The following is an 18,958-nucleotide window of genomic DNA, read 5'->3' on the forward strand; positions in this document are numbered from 1 at the left end:
GTTCATCCCCGTTCACTCATCCGCGTACGGTCCGACCGCACGGGCACGGTCCTGTGTGCAGGACCGTCGAGGAGGAACAGACGCTGTCCGAACCTATGGGACAGCATATAGCGGAGCCACACCTCGGGCTTCAGGCCCTTCGGCCGAAGCCAACCCCACGCCGCCAACGGCACATCCACCACAAACACCACATACTGGCCGATTCCGGGCAGGCCAAGCACCTTCCAGAACAGCAGCCATACCGCGACCGATAGCACGCCCATCATCGCGGCTGCGGCCAATTGCCTCCAGCTCATACCCCACATGACCCGGGCCTCGGTGGCCGTGATCTCCTTGTATACGCGGATCTCCAACGTCATCGTCGCCTCCCCTCCCCCGCTTCCGCCCAATAAGGAAAGACCATCGGCCAGCCGGCCGATACGGTTCACCCTCCGACCCTCGCACATCTCCGGAGAACCGGTGGTCCCCCATGCGTTTCGGATGAATCATGACCAGCAGCACGGCCAAGGTTCGCGCCCATGAAATGGCGGCATAATGCGCAATGCCGGTGTCAATGGGAATCAAGCCATCGGCGTTACCGGACTTTCTATACTTACGTTTGTAATTACACTGTTCATACACTGGCATGTTCAATAGGAGGTGCGTGATGGCCGTCAAGGCAACGATTAGCTTCCGGACCGATCCGCAGGTCAAGCAGCAGGCGAAGGAGCTGTACGAGTCGATGGGCTTGGACCTGTCAACCGCATTGAACATGTTCCTGCGCCAGTCGTTGACGGATAACGGCATGCCGTTCCGCGCCACGCGCGAGAACCCGCTGAACGTGGAGGCACGTCGTCAGGCGGATGCCCGCGAAGGCGCGTCGTTCTCGTCGGCGAACGATCTGATGAAGGACCTGATGGATGCTTAAATCCATCTATCTCATCGAGCACGACGAGCTGCAACTGGCGTCGAACAGTACCGGCTCGCACAACCAGCTCTACTGATGGCCGTTGCCACGCCAAAAGGAGAAAACAAAGCGGATGCATGACCGCTTCAGCCACCGCAGATCAGAACTTCACGGCATAGAGGCATGACAGACGGAAAAGCTGTGGAACAGCCTTTCTGTCCACGTCACAAAACAACACTCAAAAAGCGCGACGAGGAGCGCCTTCACGACACATGAAGATGACGAAAAGGTCAGTTGGAGTTCGTTGACGTCTGCTGTGACTCTTCATTCTCTCGACCCCCGTCTTCGGAATCTCCGTTCCTCCTGATCCCGGGCACAAGAAAATAGGCGACTGCGCCAATCCCCACGAATGCCAATCCGGTGATGACGGCACCTTGCATCCTGCCAGTGGTTATGCCGCACACCCGCCCCTCGGAGAACCCACGGATACGTCCCGCATCGAAAGCCGTCTGGGCGATGCGACGGACCCCCTCACCCATGTTGCCTCCACCGACTTCTTTGAGCCCATGCGTGATGGCATCGGCGGACCATCCTTCGATGAATAGATCGTCGACCGGCTGAATGAGTTCGGTTGAGACCATCATGTACCTTTCTTTTAATACAAACACGACTCTATTGCTACATTTATAGTATTATTTCTCAACATAAGCGTCAACATGTAGCATTAAGAGGTGTGCGATGGCCGATAAGCCGCCGGCAGAAAAAACATACAGCGTCGAAGAGGTCGCGCAGGCATTCCACGTGAACGAAGAGACGGTCCGGAGATGGATAAGACACGGATACCTCCATGCCTACAAGGCGTCCAACAAGACGGGATACCGGATTACAGAGAAAGGCATCCGCAGCTTTTCCCAAGGCTCGTCCAAGTACCGGATAATGGGAAAAGCAGTGATTTCGACGCTGAATGACATGGCCGACGCATTGGACGACACCACCAACGAACTCGCGGAGAACATGGGCAAAACCGCCGTGCAGGTGGCGGAGGCGGCAGGCAGGTTCATGGAACAATATCTGATGAAGCCGTTCCAAAAACAGGCCACAGGCGGGAAACCGACTATTGAGGGCGATATTAAAACCGTCAAGACAACGGAATTGCGGGAATCCTTGGAACAACAGATCACCCAATGGGAACACGAAATTCAAGCCAAGGAGACACTCATCAGATTGCTGACGCTCGAGGTCGAACAGAATCGGGAAAAGGTCAGACAAGCCAGAAAAATCGTCACCCCGGTGAACGGAACAGAGATTCCGAAGGAAGCCGAGCAAGATAGATAATATAAGGGAAATAAGATGCAAATCAGCCAGACCACACTAAACATCGGCCTGCAGCTCGCGTTATCCATGGTCAACACGATTAATTCCGCTTTGCAGCTGCGGACGTCGGAACTATCCGATTGCCGGAAAACCGCGGTTCGGGAAAACGGCAAAGCCGCTGCCACGTCAATCGTCGTCGAGCCTGAGCCATCCGTTGTCGTGAGGCCATACAGGCCAATCATCCATGTCGGCTCGAGACCGAACTGGGATTATAGAACCGAAGTGCAAGTTCTTGATTACGACGAACAGGTGAGATACATGGAGTCGGCGTGGTCGTTGGCCTATCAGCGGCTTGAGGAGACACGTGAGGAAACCGACCGAAGCAGATTGCGCATGCTGTACGGCGAGGTGGCCACCGATGTCCGGCAGTCCATCGAGCGGGGCGTGCGCTGCATCCTCGACCGCAACCTCGACCAGCCATATCCAGGTCTGCCCCTGCGTGACCTCATCGAACTTTGCGGGCCATATCTTACGCAAGATGAGCGGAATCTGCTGATGGAGGCAGTGCAAGTATGCAACTACGGCATTCATCCAGAGCATCTGAGCAGACCATATGTACGCCTCAAAGAAGCCAACAAGGCTGTGGGCATGCTGATCCGCAAAGTCGAGGCATATACGGAGCCGTGGAACAACGTTCCGACGGAACGGCAATGAGCAAAAAAGTAGAGGAGAATTTATGGATTGGGTTGACGGCAGCGCCAAGCTCGCATCGAAACAGTATCGCCGCCGGACGTTCAAGCCACATGTGGTCATCGGCCTGGCTCTTGGCATGACGTTGGATCTCCGACTGGCGCTCAACTTCCTACATGCCGCGTCCGAGGGGAATCAGGATGCAATAATGGGCATTACCGTCACGTTGTTGATTGCGGCGGTCACCGCGTTCCTGCTGGGCCATGCACGTGGCCGTTGGGAGCGTCAACACTGGCTAGCGGTACCCTGCGATCAGAGCGATCTGTTGTTCATCGCCAATCCCGCCAGTTCCGCGGATACGCGCATACGGTACCTGCTGTTCCCCTCCGTCGGTCATATGGTGAGGCATCTCGCCGCCATGCAGGACAGGGATCTGGTAAGAGTAACCGTGGAAGTGACCGATGGACGTATCAGGATGCTTTCGGTCCATCCAAATGATGGACCGACCCCGCGCGCCGACGGGTATGACAGGTGGTCGAAGACCATGATTCTCTGAATGTCGACCAATCTTCAGCCTCTTTCAATCCACGTCCGCAATCTGGGTGGGGATGTTGCTGAATCCCATAAAGATTATGGTGTCGAAGTATTGATGACACATGATATAAATACTCAAATAATTATTAATATCTATTCCTTTATACACATTCATTTGTCGAGAAAACGTCATTCGCGGCATCATCATCCGCTGCGGTAACGCCGCACCAGTAGACTGATGGCTCATACGAATGACCCAGCGGGAGCATGTCATGAACGGATCGGATCGGCTGATGGAGGAGAACGCTGCGTTGGTGGCGTTGCTCAGGACCATCGACGCCGAACATGACACGTGGTCGTCCGTCGCGAACAGGGTGGCCCGCAACGGCAGTGCCTCAACAGTGCTCGCGCATGAGATGGATCCCGCCAACAATCCGCTTGTCGAGGACGGGAACCGGACGGAACCCGACGACGAGCCATCCCTTTTCGATGAGGCCGAGATTCCTCCCACCGATCTGCGACGGATGCAGCTTTCCCACGCTTTGGATGACGCGCGCCGGGAAGTGGCTGAATGGCGCGATCAGGGGCTTGATTTCGTTTCGGTGCTGGATGACCGGTATCCGAACCGGTTGCGGGAGGTTGCGGACATGCCGCCGTTCCTGTTCGCCGACGGCACCATGGTGCAGGACGAGCTCGGCGTGAGCGTCGTGGGATCGCGTGAGGCGTCGGGGGAAGCCCTCAGGTTCGCCCGGGACACGGCATCCATGCTGGTATCCATCGATTTTTCGGTGATCGCCGGGCTCGCGACCGGCATCGACACGGCCGCGCATCGCCAAGCGTTGGCCGAAGACGGGCGGACCGTGGCGTTCATCGGTACCGGCATCACCCGTCAGTATCCGCGGGAGAACGAGGCGCTGCAGCGCGAAATCGCACGGCGGGGGCTGGTGTTCTCCCAGTTCTGGCCGCAGCAGGGGCCTTCCAAGCATACGTTCCCCATGCGCAACGCCTCCATGAGCGGCTACGGCGTCGCGACCGTGATCGTGGAGGCCGGGGAATACTCCGGTACGCGCATCCAGGCACGTCAGGCGCAGCGGCACGGACGTCCCGTCATCCTGCGTGACACGGTGGCCACCGGCACACACTGGGGCCGTGAGCTCATCGACCGACCCGGAGTATACGTGGCATCATCGGTCGATGAGGTGCATGACATCCTGCTGAAGCTGCTCCATCTCGGCTCGGACCTCGAACTGGCCATCAGCCGTCTCATTCATATGGAGCCGGTCGGATGATCAGCCGGTACGGACTGGATCTTGACCGCATCCTCGATTCCATGGCGGGAAGCTACCTGCAGACCGTGCGGTACGAATCGAAGAGCGATCTCCTTTGCCCTGTTTGCGGAGGATTCAAGAACCCCTCCTACCACGATTGCCGCAGCTGCGAAATGATCGCACACCAGGCGCATGCAATCGGACTGGATGGCAAACTGGCCGATCGCGTCGCCTGCGGCGTCTATGCGACCGACCCCGATAGCCAGACGTTGAAGATGATGTACGGGTACAAGGAGCCATGTCCTGTCTCCCCCGACTATCGCAGGAACATACAGGCCATCCTGGCCCTCGCCATCATCGGCCACGTCCAATGCCTGAACGAACTGGCGGACCTGCCGCTCAGCGGCTGGGCGATGGTGCCCTCCACCCGCAGTTCCCCGCGTTTCGATCAGGAGCATCCCCTGCATGCCATCATCAGCGGTCTATTGCCGAATCTTCCCGAAATCCGCCTTGCATCCCGTCAACCGAAGCAACGCTTCCTGGATCCGAACGCCTTCGCTCTGGCCAATTCAGCCGATAGACGACTTCTCTCCGACAACGTGCTACTCATCGACGACACCTGGGTGACCGGAGGCACCGTCCAATCCGCGGCAGTCCGGCTGAAGCTGGAAGGCGCGGCGCAGGTATCGATCTACTGCGTCGCCCGCATCGCCAACACCCGATATCTCGACACCCTGGGCAAAGGCCTGACGAAGTCATTCATGCGGGGCGTCCGCTACACAGGCGGATACTGCCCCTGGCACCGGAAAGTCGAATTGCCCTGACATTCATTACTCCCGTATAAGGTGCATCCCCATTTGGCCCAAGGTATAATCCGCGCCGGCAAGGCCCTTGGTGACGAACTACGGCTTGCGGTAGCATGTTTCCAACAGGAAGGAGGCGTGTCATGGTAAACCTCACTGATTTGTACACAGTGGACAAGGACAGTGCCGAATACGACTATCTGCGCTTGTGCGATGCGCCCCTGTCGCAGGATGTGCTGGAATTTCTCGGCAAGTCATCCGAAACGGAGACGGGTACTGTCCCGTCGCCGTGCGAACAGGTTTACGCCTGAGCTGCGGACGAAACGACAGGGTGCTAGTTCGTTTTCGTTTCGCTGACAAGTCCGATCAGCCGCGATTCACCAGTTTCTCTTGTACTGATCCCGTACCACCGAACCGTCAAATTGACGGCCGGTGGGTCAAGGGATCGCAGTTTCCCGAAGGCTCCGAGGCTTGGGCCTAGGCATGCAGGCCTTACCAATGATTGGCCTGTGTTGTGGATTACCGTACTGGTTTACTGCAGTCCGGTAATCCACAACACAGGCCAATCACAGCGACTTTCCGAAATCCTGATTATTGATTCTTATCCATCACTGTTCGTCTGAACTCTCTACCGTGACGATGGCCTTACGACGACCAAGGTATCGACGGATGGCCAGGACTTCGAGTCCGGCGATCAGCAGGCCGCAGACCGCATCCATGACGATGGTGATTGTAATCCAAACGGGCGTCTGGGACTTCGGATCGCCATTCGCGTAGTGGTAGCTGTTGGCGGTGGTGTACAGGATGTTCTTCGCCGCCTGGCGCATCGCGATCACCGAGGTGGCGGACTTGTCGGAGACGTGGTTGGTGATGTTCGTCGTGGCGAGCATCACGTCGCCGCCATTGCGGATGATCTGGTCAGAATTCTGGTAGCCGAAGCCTCCGAAATAGTCTGTCAGGACCATGCCGTGGAAGCCCCATTCGTCACGGAGCACGGTGTTGAGCAGCGGCGAGTAAGCACCCGCATATGTGATTCCAATGTAGTTGTAGGCGCTCATCACAGCCTGCGCACCGCCATCCTTGACGCTCAGTTCGAAGGGCTTGAGGTAGATCTCGCGAATCGCCTGCTCGTTGGACCAGGTGCACAGCATCGACCATCGGTTGGTTTCCTGGTCGTTCAAGGCAAAGTGCTTCATGAACGAGTACACGCCCTTGTCCTTGGCTGCGGCGATTTCATGGGCGGCCATGACTCCGGAGAGCAGACCGTCCTCGGAGAAGTACTCGTAGTTGCGGCCGGAGAACGCCGAACGGTGGATGTTCATCGAGGGGGCGTACCAGCCGGAGGAGTCCATGTCGTGGGACATGTCGCCAATCATGGCACCGAACCGGTCCGCGAGGTCGGTGTTCCAGGTGCAGGCGAACGCGACCGCCGAGGAGAAGCCGATGGAGCCGACACCGGTGAAGTTGTTGTTCAGCGCGGCGGAGCCATCCAGGTCGAACATGAAGATCTTGCCGATCTTGTCGATGGCCTGCGTGCCATAGCCGCCCATGGCGATGAGGTTCTCCATGTCATCGACGGTCAGCTCGTCCAGCAGCTGATCCCAACGTTCGTCGTCATAATCAGCTCCATACAGGTCGGCAAGTTTGATGCCGTTGTCCGCCCCGGTGGTGGGCATGGCGTCGTCGGCATTGTCATGGTCGGCCGGATCGTAGTTGCCGTTGTTGACGAATTTGGCCTTGTCCGCCTCCGGCATGGACATGCTGGCCGGAGCCGCGGTGGCCTTGTCGTAGTTGGCGAAATGGTCGGCACGGGAAAGGTAGGTCACATCTCCCTCGGCATCGTCGAACTGGTTGGTGGCCGCGGTCTTGTCAGTGGAACGCGGATCGGACTGGTCATAGGTGATGGTCTTGGGCACGTTCACGGTCTGTTCCTCGATGACCGTATGGGCGTCGGAACGAATCGAGATGCCGTAATCGCCGGACTCGAGGACATAGGCCTTGGCGTTCTTGTAGTCGTAGGAGGCCATGTCCTCCTCGTTGAAAGTCATGGTCAGCTTTTCGGATTCGCCGGGGGCCAGTTTCTTGGTCTTGTCGAATGCGATCAGGTTCACGCTTGACTTTTCGATGCCGCCGTTGGTGTAGGGCGGGTTGTAGTAGACCTCGACCACGTCCTTGCCTGCCACATCGCCCGTGTTGGTCACGGTCACGTCGAAGGTGACTTTGCCGTCATCGGTTACATGCACGTTGCCCATATCCTGTTTGAACGTGGTGTAGGACAGGCCGTGTCCGAACGGGAAGGCGACCTCGTTGTCGTAGTCGATGAGGCCTTCCTCGCCGGCTGTCTCATAGAACTTGTAACCGACGTAGATGCCTTCCACGTACCGGGTGAAGGTGGGTCGCGCGGTGGCCATGAACGTGTCGTCGGCCGGGATCTGGAACTCATCCATGTTGTCGTACGTGAAGTCTCCGAAGTTGTTCCATGTCGGGGACTTGGTCAGGTCGGTGACGAAGGTGTCCGCGGACTTGCCGGAGGGGTTGACCTTGCCGGCCATGATCTCGCCGAGGGCCACGAAGCCGGTCTGGCCCGCAGGCGGGCACCATACCACGGACTTGATCTGCGGATGGTCCTTGAGGAAGTCGAACTGGAAGGCGTTCGCGCCGTTGTAGATGACGGTCACCTTATCGAAGTTCTTGGTGACCAGGTCCACGAGATCCTTTTCCGTCTGGCTCAGCTGAAGCAGGTGCTGACCTTCTTGATAATCGGGATACTCGGTGGAGTTGTCCTCGTATTTGATGCCGGTGGGCTTCTTGGACCAGTTGTGGGTACGCTCGTATTCCGCGGAATCGCTCAGTCCGGTCTTGCCGTTGGGCCTCATCTCGGTGGGAAGATCGGCGTGCTCTCCACCGACCCTGGCCAGCACGATTACCGCTTCGTCGGAGAACGCCTTCGCGTTGGAAATCATCTCATCGGAGTACTGCGCGGCCGGAACCTCGGGCTGGGTCCAGTCCTGGATCCACATGTTCACGCTCGGACGGTCGGCACGGTACTTGACGTACATGTCGCTCAGCTCGGTGTTCGTTTCCAGGCCGGCCTGCTTGAACCCGTCCAGCAACGACACGGTCGGATACGTATCGGACAGCGCGCCGGCTCCCGTGCCACCGTACACGGGGTTGGTGGAACTCCAGCCGAACACGTTGACCTTCTTGTTAGACAGAGGAAGATTGGAATCATCGTTCTTCAGGAGGGTGACCGCCTCGCGCTGCACCTCGACGCCGAGCTTCTTCGCCTGCGCCTCAGTGGTCGAGGACAGCACGTGCTTCTCGGCGGTGGCGCTGGTAAGCAACGTGGAAAGCGGGCCGAACAGCATCATGCTGACCGCCACAAGGAACGCCACGAATGCTACGAGCCATGCCTGCGAATGCACCAGTTTGCGCACCGCGACCTGCTGCACCGTACGACGGTTCACCGCAACGGTCACGATGAGCGCCAACAAAAGCACTATTCCGACCGCTATCAGATGCGGCGTTACCGACCGCAATACATTAATCACATCACTCCAGTTGATGTCGATCATCGGGGTTCTCCTTCTCGGTTGTCATCCCTGAAACCGGTGAATCCTCACCGGGATTCCGCCACATCTTCATGGCGATAGGACCATTGCATCATCGCGACCGACCGGCTCATGGATGATTGGCAAGAACGGATTGTTTGCCTTCCTAAATGGACGTGCCTAGGGTCTCCCAGAAATACGGCTACAGTCGCGACGCGAATTCTTATGAAATCCGATTGCCCAGGCTCTGAAGAAACCCGCGACGCCTCCGCCGCGAGATTTCCAGCACATCGCCTCCATAGACCACGCATTCGCTGTCTTTGACCGAAACCACATGCCTCATATTGACCAGATAGCAAGAGTTGCAGGAATAGAAGTCGTTCTCCGGCAGTTGGTCCTGGAATCCGCGCAACGAACCGTTGAATTCATAGGTGCTCTGCAGGGTATGAAGCAGAATGCGGTGTCTTTTGCCGCTTTCCAGATAGAGAATATCCCCGACAGACACACGAGCCAGTCCGCCCGGGACACTCACCATGACCGACGTATCGCGTATACGGTGCTCCTTGATGTTTAGACAACGGTCAAGCTCACGTTCGAGAGCGAAATACGGAACCGGCTTGACCAGATAACTCAACGCATTCACCTCGTATCCCCGGATGGCCATCTGGGACATGTTGGTGACGAATACGATACTCACGCCATTATCGATATTGCGTATCATGCGGGCCGTTTCGAAGCCGTCCACGCTTCCCATCTCCACGTCCAGCAGAATGAGATCGCAATCCGAACGATATTCACGCAACAAGGATTCACCGTCCGAGTACATGTCGATTTTGATTCCTATACCATGTTCCGACCGGTACCGTTCAAGATGCTCTTCCATGGCATCGCGAATCGACTGTTCGTCGTCGACCACGCATACACGCAGGGTGGCGGACGAATCACCGATGCCATTGTCTTCATTCACCATGCTATCCTCCTTGCAATGTCCTCGCCACGAACCTATATGCCTCTATATAGCCGTATGAAGCCGTCTGCGGAATAGCGGATATACCCATGCCCGCATCAAGCTAGACTTGATACGAGGAAATCCGATAGAGGAGAAGTGCATGCTCGATCCCGCTATAGACGTATTCATTCAAGTGACGCAAAGCGGCAGTTTCACCAAGGCTTCGGAGAAGCTGTACATCTCCCCCACCGCGGTCATGAATCAGATCAATCGTCTGGAAGCCTATGTCGGAGTCAGACTTCTGGAACGTGGTTCGACAGGCATACGGCTCACGGATGCCGGCAAGGTTTTCCACCACGACGCCCTGCGTCTCGTCTCGATGTCGGAAAAAGCCCGTGAACATGCACGGCAGGCCGATGCAAGCCACGTCGAGGAGATTCGCATCGGGACTTCGGTCCTGTACCCGTGCAAGCCGCTCTTGGACAGATGGAACCGGATCACCAACCAGAGCGAGACGAAACATAAGGCGGAACGCTACAGACTTAGCATCATCTCATTCGACGACAACGAACGCACCATCTCCCGGACATTCGCCAACATCGGACGCGACTTCGACGTGATGATCGGCCCTTACGGAAATGCCGTACACCCTTACGAAACCCTGACCCTGGAACAGGATCGCATGTGCATCGCGGTCCCGGAGGGACATCGCTTGGCCGGAACAGAACACGTCGGAGTAGATGATTTGAAAGGGGAACAACTCCTGTTGCCGGCACCAGGCAACCATTCCGGCCCCGACGCATTGAGACGTTGGCTCACGGAAAACCATCCGGAAATCGAGGTGGTCTCCACATCCGCCTATTACGGCATCAGTGTCTTCAACCGATGCATACAAGACAACATGGTTCTGGTGACGCTGAATCATTGGAGAGACGTCCATCCGATGCTGCACACCATATCCGTCGATTGGGAATTCTCCGTCTCATATGGGCTGATTTATCCGAAAAACGCATCGAGCGCGATACGGAATTTCGTCTCACTCATCGAAAAGGAAGACGGAACTAGCCCGCAAGCCCATTCGCCATCACTCCCCGAACACCGCCTTGGCCGTGGCGGAGGAGACCATGACCAGACAGCCGAGCATGATGGCGCCCAGCATCAGCGTGCCGAAGTTCGAGATCACGTACTGCCATAGGTCTGAGCCCTCCACATAGCCGTCCAAGGTCAGGGCCTCGCCGATGAACGCGCGGTACAGGACCACGCCCACGGTCAGGGTGATGGCCTGGAAGGATGCCTGGCCGTAGCGGCGCAGGTAGCCGATACCCATGGATCTCGTGTGGTCGCTGGCCATGAACACGACCGGCAGCGACGCGAAACAGGAGAGCATGTAGATCTGCATGAACCGCATGTACACCACCGCGAGCAGGACCACGCCCGCGACCTGCGAGACGAAGAAGGGGATGAGCACCAGCACCATGAGCCCGGCCTGCCCCACGACGCCGGCGTCCTCGATGGCCGCACGCATCTGGTCGCCGAGCAGCTGGCTTTCGACGCCTGATGCGTTGGACAGCACGCCGAACATGGCCTTGACGATGGTCGAGGTGATGCCGTCGATGCCTTGCAGGATCAGGCCGGCGTGCTGGGCGAACAGGAGCACCAGCGCGCATTTCAGGAGCACGGTGCCGATGATCCGGACCCCGAGCTCCCGGTCGCCGTCCGCCCTGGCCGATGCGCGCGCCAGTTCGAGCGTGAACACGATGCTGGCCACGGTGGCGGCGACCGGTTTGACGGCGACCGCGTGCACCGTGGACGTCATGCCGTACATGCTTGCCGAGAATTCGGCGGGCCCCAAGGCGAGGCGGTCCAGTATGGTCCCGTCGATGCCGCCGCCGATCGCGTTGAGCATGTTGACGCAGGGTTCCATCAGACCCGACATGACGATTCACTCCCTGTGTGACTATTCAATATATTTAGAATGTTCGTTTACTGCTCGATATTCAGAAGCTCAGGTTGGCGAACAGCGCCGCGGCCGTGATGATGACCGCGCCGCCGACGAGCTGCCAGATGCCGGACTGTGTCTGCGGCCCGGAATGGTCCTTCAACCCTCCGGCCAGCGTGATCGCGCCCCAGACGCTCCAGATGCCGCCACCGAGCACCGCGGCCTTCTGCAGGAGCTGCAGTATCGTGTTGATCGTTTCCATGATGATTCCCCTTTTCCTTGGTTTTCCGCATCCTGACGCCCTATGCGCCAGATGACGCCTTTCTCCTGTGCAGCACCGCCAGCATGATGCCGCCAACCAGTGTGGCCGCACCGCCGAGCATCATGAGCCACACCACGTCACCACCTGTATGCGGCAGTCTCACGGATGGCGTCTCCGGCGTGACCGGCGTTTCAGGCACGTAGGCGTTCCAGTCGTCCGGTTCGCTTTCGACCGGCGTATCGGTGCAGATCTCGTCCGGGGCCGCCGGCTGGGCCGGTATGTCGTCGAACGGGTCGTCGTCATGCGGCAGACATTCGATGACCGGCGAGGCCTCGACCGTGGCACGGTCCGTGTGCGTCGCGGACACGCCGCGCAGCACTCCCCTGACGTCCACTGATTCGCCGGGCGCCAACGTCAGCGTCTCCCAATCGTCGGGATAGGAGAGTTCCGTAACCTCGCCGTCGCCGGCCACCGTCTCGTCGGACAGCTCTAATGCGGTCAACGGCACGTCCCCCGTATTGGTGACGCGGAACACGATCGTCACGTCACCGCCGTCCAATGCCAACGCATCCTCGGTCCCGTCCCTGTCCCCTGCCTCCGGTCCGGACGCTTCGTCGAATTTCTCGATGCTGATGGACGGCGATCGTTCCGGGGTGACGGTGGTCACCGTGTTCGATGGACGCCGTGCCCCATCCAGTGTTTCGATGAACGTGTTCGCGAACTCGCCAGCTTTCACGCGCGTGAACTGCACGTAGGCGCGCCAGGCCTGCGGATGCATGCCGTCGGTGGACACCAATGCGAGATACCGTTCGGTGGCGGAGACGGAGAACATGCCCTCGCCCATCTCAAGGGTGAACAGTTCGCCGCCAAACGGCGTGGAGTCGAAGCCGCTGCCGGCGATGCGCATGCCTTTGGCCGCCAACACGGTTCCGTCCGTGTTATGCAGGTCTTCAACGGCGTACACGGCCCATTGGCCGGTGTACGTGTCGCCGGTCTCGTCGAAGTCGTCGTCGATGTGCCATGAGGACACGGTCGGATACGCGCGATCCACGGCCAGGATGGAAGAGTTGAGTTGGTATAGGAACGTCTGGCCCCGGTAGATGCTCATGCCGTCGGCGCTTTCGGAACCGACCTCGACGCTCACGTCCTTGTACGGGTCGAGCGTGAGCACCGGATTGTCCACTACGTTGGATGTGACCCTGCCGTTGTTGAGCGAAGCCCATCCCCGGTTCTCGATGCGCGGACCGTCCCCGTCGTCGGGCTCGGAGGACCAGTCGATGTCGGTCCGGACCATGGCGTCGAACGTCAACAGCACCCGGTGCGGTACGGCGGGCTCCCAGTTCTCATCCAGCCATTCTCGATGGAAACGGACGGTGAACCGGTGTCCCGTTTCATCCCAGTCGGCCGTATATGCCTCGGCCGGTATCGTCGTCACGTCGTTCTCCGTGGCGTCTCCGACAGTCTCGTCTCGTGCCGTCAACGTCAGGCTGTCCCGGTCCGGGGTGGTGCGCGGATCGTAGTCGTCCGTCAGTTCCAGACGTTCCAGCACATAGTCCGATGCCGCGTCCACGTGCAGTTCGAGTTCATAGGAGACTCTCTGGCCGGGCAGCACGGCCTTGCCATTGATGCTCGGCTTCGCTTCGGCATCGGTATCGTCCGCCGAGCCACCATCGTCGGTGTCCTCCGCTTCGACCTCCGTATCGATCGGTTTCACGTCCTTGACGAGTTCGGGACGCACGATGCACAGGACCGGCTCGTTGGTCTCCCAGTAATCCTGGTCCTCCCACCACACGCCCGCCTTGTTGGCCAACGCCATATCCCCGTCGGCGCAGGTGTTGCGATCGGAATCCCCGTTTCCCGTCCCGGACTCGTTCCGGTCCTCAAGCAGGTCTGCGGCAACGTCGAAGTTCACCACGAACGGCACGAGCATGGAGAACTGCATCGGACTGGTGCGGGCGTTGAGTTCCTCCAGGTAATCGACCGTCGCCACGGCCCGGGTCACCGTGCCTTCCACGGTGACCTCGAAGCGGTCGGTCACGTCCTCGCCGATGGTGTTGATGCCGTCCGTTGACGGTTCCCGGTAGGAGTCCAATGCAAGGGCGTACACCCTGACCTCGCCCGTATCGGCCGGGTCGAGATACCGGTCCACGAGACCCCAGTCGTCGGCCAGTTCCAGACGGTCCTCCGTGCTCCAATCCACGGATTGGATCGTCATGTTGACCGCGGCCGCGACCCTGTCGCCGTTGAAGAAGCTCTGGCCGTTGGCACCGGCCTGATTGCCCCGTTCCGAATCGGTGACCATCTGCCATGCACCGTCGTCACCCATGCGTACCCATGCCTTGTTCGGCGGGTAGAAGCCGACCGCGAACGGCGTGATGGCATGATCGCCGTCACCCGGCAAAACGGCGTCCGATTCCCCGGCGTCCGGACCGTACCCATCACGGCCGTTATCACTCGTTGACCCATCATCGCCGACGACGTCCTGTTCGCGGGTCATGCGATCGGAACCATCCACGATTCCGGTCCCGTCCTCGCTGCCGCCGTCCGGAACCTCCAGCGACGACGCCACGGCCGGCCCGGCCAGAAGGCATATCGCCACCGTCGCAGCCGTCAGTGCGCACCACGTCTTCTTCATCGTTCCCTTCACGCCCATGCGCTGCACCCTCCGTAGGGACTCCATATCACCCGGGAAAGGAGGTGGCCGAAGACGCACGAGGGCGGTTCCGGCCACCTCAGGGGATCGATATGGACCGTGCGGACCGATTTTTCGGGGCCACCGTTGGCCCCACCGCACGCACTCAGTATGCCGTTCCACCGCATGGCCCATGGTCCCGACCATGTTTTCGGGCTACCGTTATACGGAATAGGAAGATAACATAAAGATATATTTAGGTTATCTTCCTAAAAACAGGTATTCTTTAATGTAAACAGATTCCAATCACTTTCAGGGAGACGAAGATTGCCCACAAGGACACCGATTCCAGTCGGTCGCGCGCAACGTCGGATAGCCGCGAATCTTGATCTGGCGAGACGGCAGCAGCGTATTCCCATGGCGCTGCTCGCCGAACGTGCCGGCCTGTCCGTGCCGACCGTGACGAAACTGCTGCGCAGGGGCGAGGGCAGTCTGGAGAGTTTCCTGCGCGTCGCGCGCCTGCTCGACATGCTCGACGCGGTGCAGGATGCGACCGATCCGCTCAATACGGACATCGGACGCCTCCGTGCCGACGAGGACACCCCCAAGCGCATCAGATAAGACCGACCGAGGAAAAGTAGGAGACATCGATGGAGACGAGCGTCACGCTGCAGATCCAAGGCAAGGACGTCCGTGTAGGAAAACTGTTCACGACGGTCAGGCGGGGCATCGAGTCCGCGACGTTCATGTATGACGCGGACTATCTGCGTTCCGGCGACGCCATTCCTCTCTGCCCCGACATGCCGTTGTCGCCCGGCGCGTTCCACGCCAAGCAGAACACGATGCACCGGGTATTTCAGGACTGCATGCCGGACCGCTGGGGACGCAACCTCATGCTGCGCGCGGAACGGCAGGAGGCGCGGTCGGAGCAGAGGACGGCTCGGACCCTCTTCGAGGGCGACCTGCTCCTGTCGGTCAACGACGAAACCCGACAGGGTGCGCTGCGCTTCTGGAACGAGGACGGGATCGCGCTGGCGCCAAGCGAGCATGGCGTGCCCCGGGAGGTGACCATTCCGCAGTTGTTGACCGAGGCCGACCTTGCGGTGCAGGACATGAATGCGGACATCCGCGACCTGCTCGCCGCCGGCTCCAGTCTGGGCGGCGCCCGCCCCAAGGCCTCCGTCCGTACCGAGCAGGGCGACCTGTGCATCGCCAAATTCCCGAAGGCCGACGAAAGCCTGCTGGATGACGTCTGCGCATGGGAACGTACCGCACTCCAGCTTGCGGCCGATGCCGGCATCACCGTGCCCCATACCCGACTGTTGAGGGTGCGGGGCCGTTCCGTGCTGATCGTGGAACGGTTCGACCGGAATGACGGGAACCGCCTGCCGTATATCAGCGGATTGACCGCGGTGCAGGGCCGGGACGGCGACCATTACTCCTATCTGGAACTGGTGGAGTTCCTTGAGGAATACGGCGCGAAACCGGAATCCGACATACGACAGCTCTGGCTCAGGGCCTTGTTCTCATGCGCGATCGGCAACACGGACAACCACATGCGCAACCATGGTTTCCTCTATGAGCCATCGAGCAAAGGATGGCGCCTGTCCCCGGCATTCGACGTCAATCCCACGCCCGGAGACAACCCCAAGCTGCTGAACTCGCCCATAGGGTTCGACGACCGGTCCGCGAGCATAGCGCTGGCGATGGAATACGCCGACTATTTCCGTCTCACCGCCGAGCAGGCGCGGGCCATGGCGGCATCCATGGCCGACAGTTTGGAGCATTGGCAGCTCGTCGCATTGTCCAACGGAATCAATGCCTCTTCCATCGACATGATGAGAAGCTGCTTCGAATCGGCCGTGGACCGGCTTCGACAAATCGCCGCCTGAAACGCGCCGTCGGCTACCCTTGGCCATCCCCCTCTTCCCCGGACGGTTCATAATCGGTATCCGGTTCCCTCCCATGAACGCTCATGGGAGGAACCTCATCCGCCTCCTGCGAGAATTCCAGCCGGGTCATGCGGCGTATGGGCTGTCCCACAGTCAGGCCCCGGCTGAGACGGGAACGTTCGTTGCGGCGGCGGTTCTCCACAATCGCATGGATCTCCGGATGCGCCTCCAACCAGGCGTGCAGACGCTGATAGCACAGGCGCATCTCGGTGAGTTCCAGTCGTCGCCGTCCGCGCTCGACCACGTGATGCTCGACGGCCACGCGCATCGCGTACTGCCGCTCCTTGTAGGTCATGCCTCCCATGATGCCGTGCGTGACCGGCACGATCATGTTGCGCGCCAGGCATTCCATGAGTACCGGGCAATACCGGCAGACCCGTTTCGCGGCACGGCTCATCTGCCCGTCCCGGCATTCGGCGCCGTCCGGTCCGATCTGCATCCACAGCAGGTCGTACAGTTCCATGTCCGCCTGCCCGCACAGTCCTTCCGGAGGCAGCGGGGACATGAAGATCCACTGCGTCCCACTCTTGGGAGGCGATGACAGAGGTGAGACGGTCGGTCTGAAACCATTGGATCCCCGACCTCCGGAATCAGATTGATGAGCGTTCATGATGTTCTCCCCTGTCCTGTGTCGCGACGTGCCTTGTCCAGCGATTCGTCCGTACGTACGCCGCCATGCAATGGCAGATTGCGCCCGTCATGGGCGCACACTACGCACCGTTCCGGCGGCACGTCGCCGTCGAGATGCCGTTGCGCGTCTCCCGTCCGACTCGAGCAGCCGGATGGGAAATCCCGGAAGCCGTACACCGGGCAGCGCACCACACTCGCGGACGACACCAACGCGAACGCCTCGCGTTTTCCCGGCGTCCCAGGAATCCCCGCATCCCGTCGTGATGCAGCTGCCGGTCGTCGGAGCCTAAGGACACGTCCTGCGGATCCGGGGTCAAACCCATCAAGGAGCTGGGCGAATAGCCCGGCCTGGTCATTCGGATCCAAGCCGGCCGCGATGTCCCCTTCATCCGTTCGCGGCTCTCTGGAGGCAAGGAAATTCACGATGCCCGTGAGCAGTTCACGGTTGCGCCGTGCGGCGCGCATTCGCCGCTCCCCCTCATGCCGTCTGGCGAGACGGAACTCCTCCCATCGGCGTTCCAACGACCTCACGCTGAGCATCTTGCCGCACCAGAACCCGTCCTGCGCCACCCAGGCCGCCAGTTCCATGGACGCTTCCAATCCATGCGTTTCGAGCAATCGCTCCGCGCATCGCCAATCCGCCTTCCGCGTCGGCTTGCCCACGATCTGCTCTTTCGCCAGCACCTGGGCGAACCGAATCAGGAAGTCCTCGGCATCAGGTTTTCCATCGACCGTTGCCCCCTGAATCCAATCAGGGGCATCCATGCTTCCGGCCTCCGACCAGGTATCCGGATCCTCATCGGCATCGGCTCCCGCACGTGTCTTCGATACCATCGACGCAGTAACTTCCGAGGCCGTCATATCCGAGGTCTCCCCGTGCGGCTTCGACGGAGATTGCTTGTCCGTCTGTGGGGGACAGTCCCCGTAAGGGGACGAAGGGGAAGGTTCACTTGACGGTTCGGGTGACATGCGGAGCACCGCATTCAAGCCTCCGCTGTCACCTCGCCGAATCGTTTCGGAAGACGGCTCATGGGACGTTCCCTGCGTCTCCTCGGGAATCGTCGGCGGACTCGCATCGGCCCCGCCAATCGGCCGGTATGATTCATGGATCCGCGAGGTAATGCCGTCCCCGGTAGCCAGGCGGGCCCTGTACTCCTCGATGAATACCGTGCGCATCGCCTCGTTCATGCTCAGCTCGTACACGATGGGTCGTTTGCATGCGGGAAGCTTGCGTACCCGGCTCAGGTTGGAGGATCTTCTGATGAATCCACGTGATTCAAGCCAACGCAGATGCCGCTGGACCGACCGTTCCGAGCACCGGATCGCCACTGCCAAGGTGGTCACCGAGGGGAATGCGTGCCGGCCACGCCGGTCGGCGTGGTTGGCGAGATGGGAGAGCACCGCCTGGGCGATGTGGTTGGGGATGAGGCAGGTAATCGTCATCACGTAGGAATAGGCTTCGACGCTCATCTTGTACTCCCCCGCTTTCCCGCAGGATGGGATTGCATGGCCACGAACCGGTATTCAGCCGAAGAGACGGCTATGCTC

At 59.6% G+C, this 18,958-nt stretch carries 19 protein-coding genes; 10 read left to right on the forward strand and 9 right to left on the reverse strand.

Annotated features, from left to right (window positions below):
* Nucleotides 1-2: 2 nt before the first annotated feature.
* The gene (locus KIH81_RS05205) at nucleotides 3-359 is read right to left on the reverse strand and encodes a PrgI family protein (RefSeq protein WP_214304389.1); all 357 of its coding nucleotides are present in this window, start codon (nucleotides 357-359) and stop codon (nucleotides 3-5) included.
* Nucleotides 360-646: 287 nt separating this feature from the next.
* Between KIH81_RS05205 and KIH81_RS05210 the strand changes: the two genes are divergently transcribed.
* Nucleotides 647-907, forward strand: a complete 261-nt coding sequence (locus tag KIH81_RS05210) for a type II toxin-antitoxin system RelB/DinJ family antitoxin (RefSeq protein WP_214304390.1) — start codon at nucleotides 647-649, stop codon at nucleotides 905-907.
* 269 nt (nucleotides 908-1,176) lie between these two features.
* On the opposite strand, the gene KIH81_RS05215 is transcribed toward KIH81_RS05210, so the two are convergent.
* On the reverse strand, nucleotides 1,177-1,530 hold the full coding sequence (locus tag KIH81_RS05215; RefSeq protein ID WP_214304391.1) for a hypothetical protein: 354 nt from the start codon (nucleotides 1,528-1,530) through the stop codon (nucleotides 1,177-1,179).
* A 94-nt stretch (nucleotides 1,531-1,624) separates the two neighbouring features.
* Here KIH81_RS05215 and KIH81_RS05220 point away from each other — a divergent pair, with 94 nt between their 5' ends.
* From KIH81_RS05220 to KIH81_RS05245, 6 genes are all read left to right on the forward strand, one after another.
* Entirely contained in the window at nucleotides 1,625-2,221 is a 597-nt protein-coding gene (locus KIH81_RS05220; protein ID WP_214304392.1) for a helix-turn-helix domain-containing protein, read from the forward strand.
* A 15-nt stretch (nucleotides 2,222-2,236) separates the two neighbouring features.
* Nucleotides 2,237-2,914, forward strand: a complete 678-nt coding sequence (locus tag KIH81_RS05225; protein ID WP_214304393.1) for a hypothetical protein — start codon at nucleotides 2,237-2,239, stop codon at nucleotides 2,912-2,914.
* A gap of 22 nt (nucleotides 2,915-2,936) precedes the next feature.
* Entirely contained in the window at nucleotides 2,937-3,446 is a 510-nt protein-coding gene (locus KIH81_RS05230; protein ID WP_214304394.1) for a hypothetical protein, read from the forward strand.
* A gap of 250 nt (nucleotides 3,447-3,696) precedes the next feature.
* On the forward strand, nucleotides 3,697-4,713 hold the full coding sequence (locus KIH81_RS05235) for a DNA-processing protein DprA (RefSeq protein ID WP_214304395.1): 1,017 nt from the start codon (nucleotides 3,697-3,699) through the stop codon (nucleotides 4,711-4,713).
* Nucleotides 4,710-5,516: a hypothetical protein gene (locus KIH81_RS05240; protein WP_214304396.1), complete on the forward strand. Its 807-nt coding sequence runs from the start codon at nucleotides 4,710-4,712 to the stop codon at nucleotides 5,514-5,516. Before KIH81_RS05235 ends, KIH81_RS05240 begins: the two co-directional genes overlap by 4 nt.
* 122 nt (nucleotides 5,517-5,638) lie before the next feature.
* Nucleotides 5,639-5,806 carry a hypothetical protein gene (locus tag KIH81_RS05245; protein ID WP_214304397.1) on the forward strand — a complete coding sequence of 56 codons (168 nt, stop codon included), beginning with the start codon at nucleotides 5,639-5,641 and terminating at the stop codon, nucleotides 5,804-5,806.
* A gap of 297 nt (nucleotides 5,807-6,103) precedes the next feature.
* Here KIH81_RS05245 and KIH81_RS05250 read toward each other — a convergent pair whose 3' ends face one another.
* Together KIH81_RS05250 and KIH81_RS05255 are read right to left on the reverse strand one after the other, a co-directional pair.
* Nucleotides 6,104-9,070 (reverse strand): glycoside hydrolase family 3 N-terminal domain-containing protein, encoded by a 2,967-nt coding sequence (locus KIH81_RS05250; protein ID WP_214304398.1) that lies wholly within the window; start codon nucleotides 9,068-9,070, stop codon nucleotides 6,104-6,106.
* Between the two features lie 199 nt (nucleotides 9,071-9,269).
* On the reverse strand, nucleotides 9,270-10,016 hold the full coding sequence (locus KIH81_RS05255; RefSeq protein WP_214304399.1) for a LytR/AlgR family response regulator transcription factor: 747 nt from the start codon (nucleotides 10,014-10,016) through the stop codon (nucleotides 9,270-9,272).
* 139 nt (nucleotides 10,017-10,155) lie between these two features.
* Between KIH81_RS05255 and KIH81_RS05260 the strand changes: the two genes are divergently transcribed.
* Nucleotides 10,156-11,190 carry a LysR family transcriptional regulator gene (locus KIH81_RS05260; protein WP_214304400.1) on the forward strand — a complete coding sequence of 345 codons (1,035 nt, stop codon included), beginning with the start codon at nucleotides 10,156-10,158 and terminating at the stop codon, nucleotides 11,188-11,190.
* Here the strand turns inward: KIH81_RS05260 and KIH81_RS05265 are convergent.
* The 3 genes from KIH81_RS05265 to KIH81_RS05275 all read right to left on the reverse strand — a co-directional run bounded on the left by KIH81_RS05265 (nucleotide 11,080) and on the right by KIH81_RS05275 (nucleotide 14,849).
* Nucleotides 11,080-11,931: a VirB6/TrbL-like conjugal transfer protein, CD1112 family gene (locus tag KIH81_RS05265; RefSeq protein ID WP_214304401.1), complete on the reverse strand. Its 852-nt coding sequence runs from the start codon at nucleotides 11,929-11,931 to the stop codon at nucleotides 11,080-11,082. The genes KIH81_RS05260 and KIH81_RS05265 overlap by 111 nt on opposite strands.
* 61 nt (nucleotides 11,932-11,992) lie before the next feature.
* Nucleotides 11,993-12,196 carry a hypothetical protein gene (locus KIH81_RS05270; protein ID WP_214304402.1) on the reverse strand — a complete coding sequence of 68 codons (204 nt, stop codon included), beginning with the start codon at nucleotides 12,194-12,196 and terminating at the stop codon, nucleotides 11,993-11,995.
* Between the two features lie 40 nt (nucleotides 12,197-12,236).
* Entirely contained in the window at nucleotides 12,237-14,849 is a 2,613-nt protein-coding gene (locus KIH81_RS05275; protein WP_214304403.1) for an LPXTG cell wall anchor domain-containing protein, read from the reverse strand.
* A 306-nt stretch (nucleotides 14,850-15,155) separates the two neighbouring features.
* Here KIH81_RS05275 and KIH81_RS05280 point away from each other — a divergent pair, with 306 nt between their 5' ends.
* Both KIH81_RS05280 and KIH81_RS05285 read left to right on the forward strand, forming a co-directional pair.
* Nucleotides 15,156-15,449 (forward strand): hypothetical protein, encoded by a 294-nt coding sequence (locus KIH81_RS05280; protein ID WP_214304404.1) that lies wholly within the window; start codon nucleotides 15,156-15,158, stop codon nucleotides 15,447-15,449.
* Nucleotides 15,450-15,478: 29 nt separating this feature from the next.
* On the forward strand, nucleotides 15,479-16,720 hold the full coding sequence (locus KIH81_RS05285; protein ID WP_214304405.1) for a type II toxin-antitoxin system HipA family toxin: 1,242 nt from the start codon (nucleotides 15,479-15,481) through the stop codon (nucleotides 16,718-16,720).
* Nucleotides 16,721-16,733: 13 nt separating this feature from the next.
* On the opposite strand, the gene KIH81_RS05290 is transcribed toward KIH81_RS05285, so the two are convergent.
* On the reverse strand, nucleotides 16,734-17,285 hold the full coding sequence (locus KIH81_RS05290) for a WhiB family transcriptional regulator (protein ID WP_214304406.1): 552 nt from the start codon (nucleotides 17,283-17,285) through the stop codon (nucleotides 16,734-16,736).
* Between the two features lie 101 nt (nucleotides 17,286-17,386).
* On the reverse strand, nucleotides 17,387-18,880 hold the full coding sequence (locus KIH81_RS05295) for a helix-turn-helix domain-containing protein (protein ID WP_214304407.1): 1,494 nt from the start codon (nucleotides 18,878-18,880) through the stop codon (nucleotides 17,387-17,389).
* Nucleotides 18,881-18,958: the final 78 nt, after the last annotated feature.

The organism is Bifidobacterium miconisargentati, from assembly GCF_019331675.1.
GTDB classification, from domain to species: Bacteria; Actinomycetota; Actinomycetes; order Actinomycetales; family Bifidobacteriaceae; genus Bifidobacterium; species Bifidobacterium miconisargentati.

Coding starts and splice junctions, on each gene's coding strand:
- KIH81_RS05205 (WP_214304389.1), bottom strand. CDS start 359: ATGACGTTGGAGATCCGCGTATACAAGGAGATCACGGCCACCGAGGCC.
- KIH81_RS05210 (WP_214304390.1), top strand. CDS start 647: ATGGCCGTCAAGGCAACGATTAGCTTCCGGACCGATCCGCAGGTCAAG.
- KIH81_RS05215 (WP_214304391.1), bottom strand. CDS start 1,530: ATGATGGTCTCAACCGAACTCATTCAGCCGGTCGACGATCTATTCATC.
- KIH81_RS05220 (WP_214304392.1), top strand. CDS start 1,625: ATGGCCGATAAGCCGCCGGCAGAAAAAACATACAGCGTCGAAGAGGTC.
- KIH81_RS05225 (WP_214304393.1), top strand. CDS start 2,237: ATGCAAATCAGCCAGACCACACTAAACATCGGCCTGCAGCTCGCGTTA.
- KIH81_RS05230 (WP_214304394.1), top strand. CDS start 2,937: ATGGATTGGGTTGACGGCAGCGCCAAGCTCGCATCGAAACAGTATCGC.
- KIH81_RS05235 (WP_214304395.1), top strand. CDS start 3,697: ATGAACGGATCGGATCGGCTGATGGAGGAGAACGCTGCGTTGGTGGCG.
- KIH81_RS05240 (WP_214304396.1), top strand. CDS start 4,710: ATGATCAGCCGGTACGGACTGGATCTTGACCGCATCCTCGATTCCATG.
- KIH81_RS05245 (WP_214304397.1), top strand. CDS start 5,639: ATGGTAAACCTCACTGATTTGTACACAGTGGACAAGGACAGTGCCGAA.
- KIH81_RS05250 (WP_214304398.1), bottom strand. CDS start 9,070: ATGATCGACATCAACTGGAGTGATGTGATTAATGTATTGCGGTCGGTA.
- KIH81_RS05255 (WP_214304399.1), bottom strand. CDS start 10,016: ATGGTGAATGAAGACAATGGCATCGGTGATTCGTCCGCCACCCTGCGT.
- KIH81_RS05260 (WP_214304400.1), top strand. CDS start 10,156: ATGCTCGATCCCGCTATAGACGTATTCATTCAAGTGACGCAAAGCGGC.
- KIH81_RS05265 (WP_214304401.1), bottom strand. CDS start 11,931: ATGTCGGGTCTGATGGAACCCTGCGTCAACATGCTCAACGCGATCGGC.
- KIH81_RS05270 (WP_214304402.1), bottom strand. CDS start 12,196: ATGGAAACGATCAACACGATACTGCAGCTCCTGCAGAAGGCCGCGGTG.
- KIH81_RS05275 (WP_214304403.1), bottom strand. CDS start 14,849: ATGGGCGTGAAGGGAACGATGAAGAAGACGTGGTGCGCACTGACGGCT.
- KIH81_RS05285 (WP_214304405.1), top strand. CDS start 15,479: ATGGAGACGAGCGTCACGCTGCAGATCCAAGGCAAGGACGTCCGTGTA.
- KIH81_RS05290 (WP_214304406.1), bottom strand. CDS start 17,285: ATGTCCCCGCTGCCTCCGGAAGGACTGTGCGGGCAGGCGGACATGGAA.
- KIH81_RS05295 (WP_214304407.1), bottom strand. CDS start 18,880: ATGAGCGTCGAAGCCTATTCCTACGTGATGACGATTACCTGCCTCATC.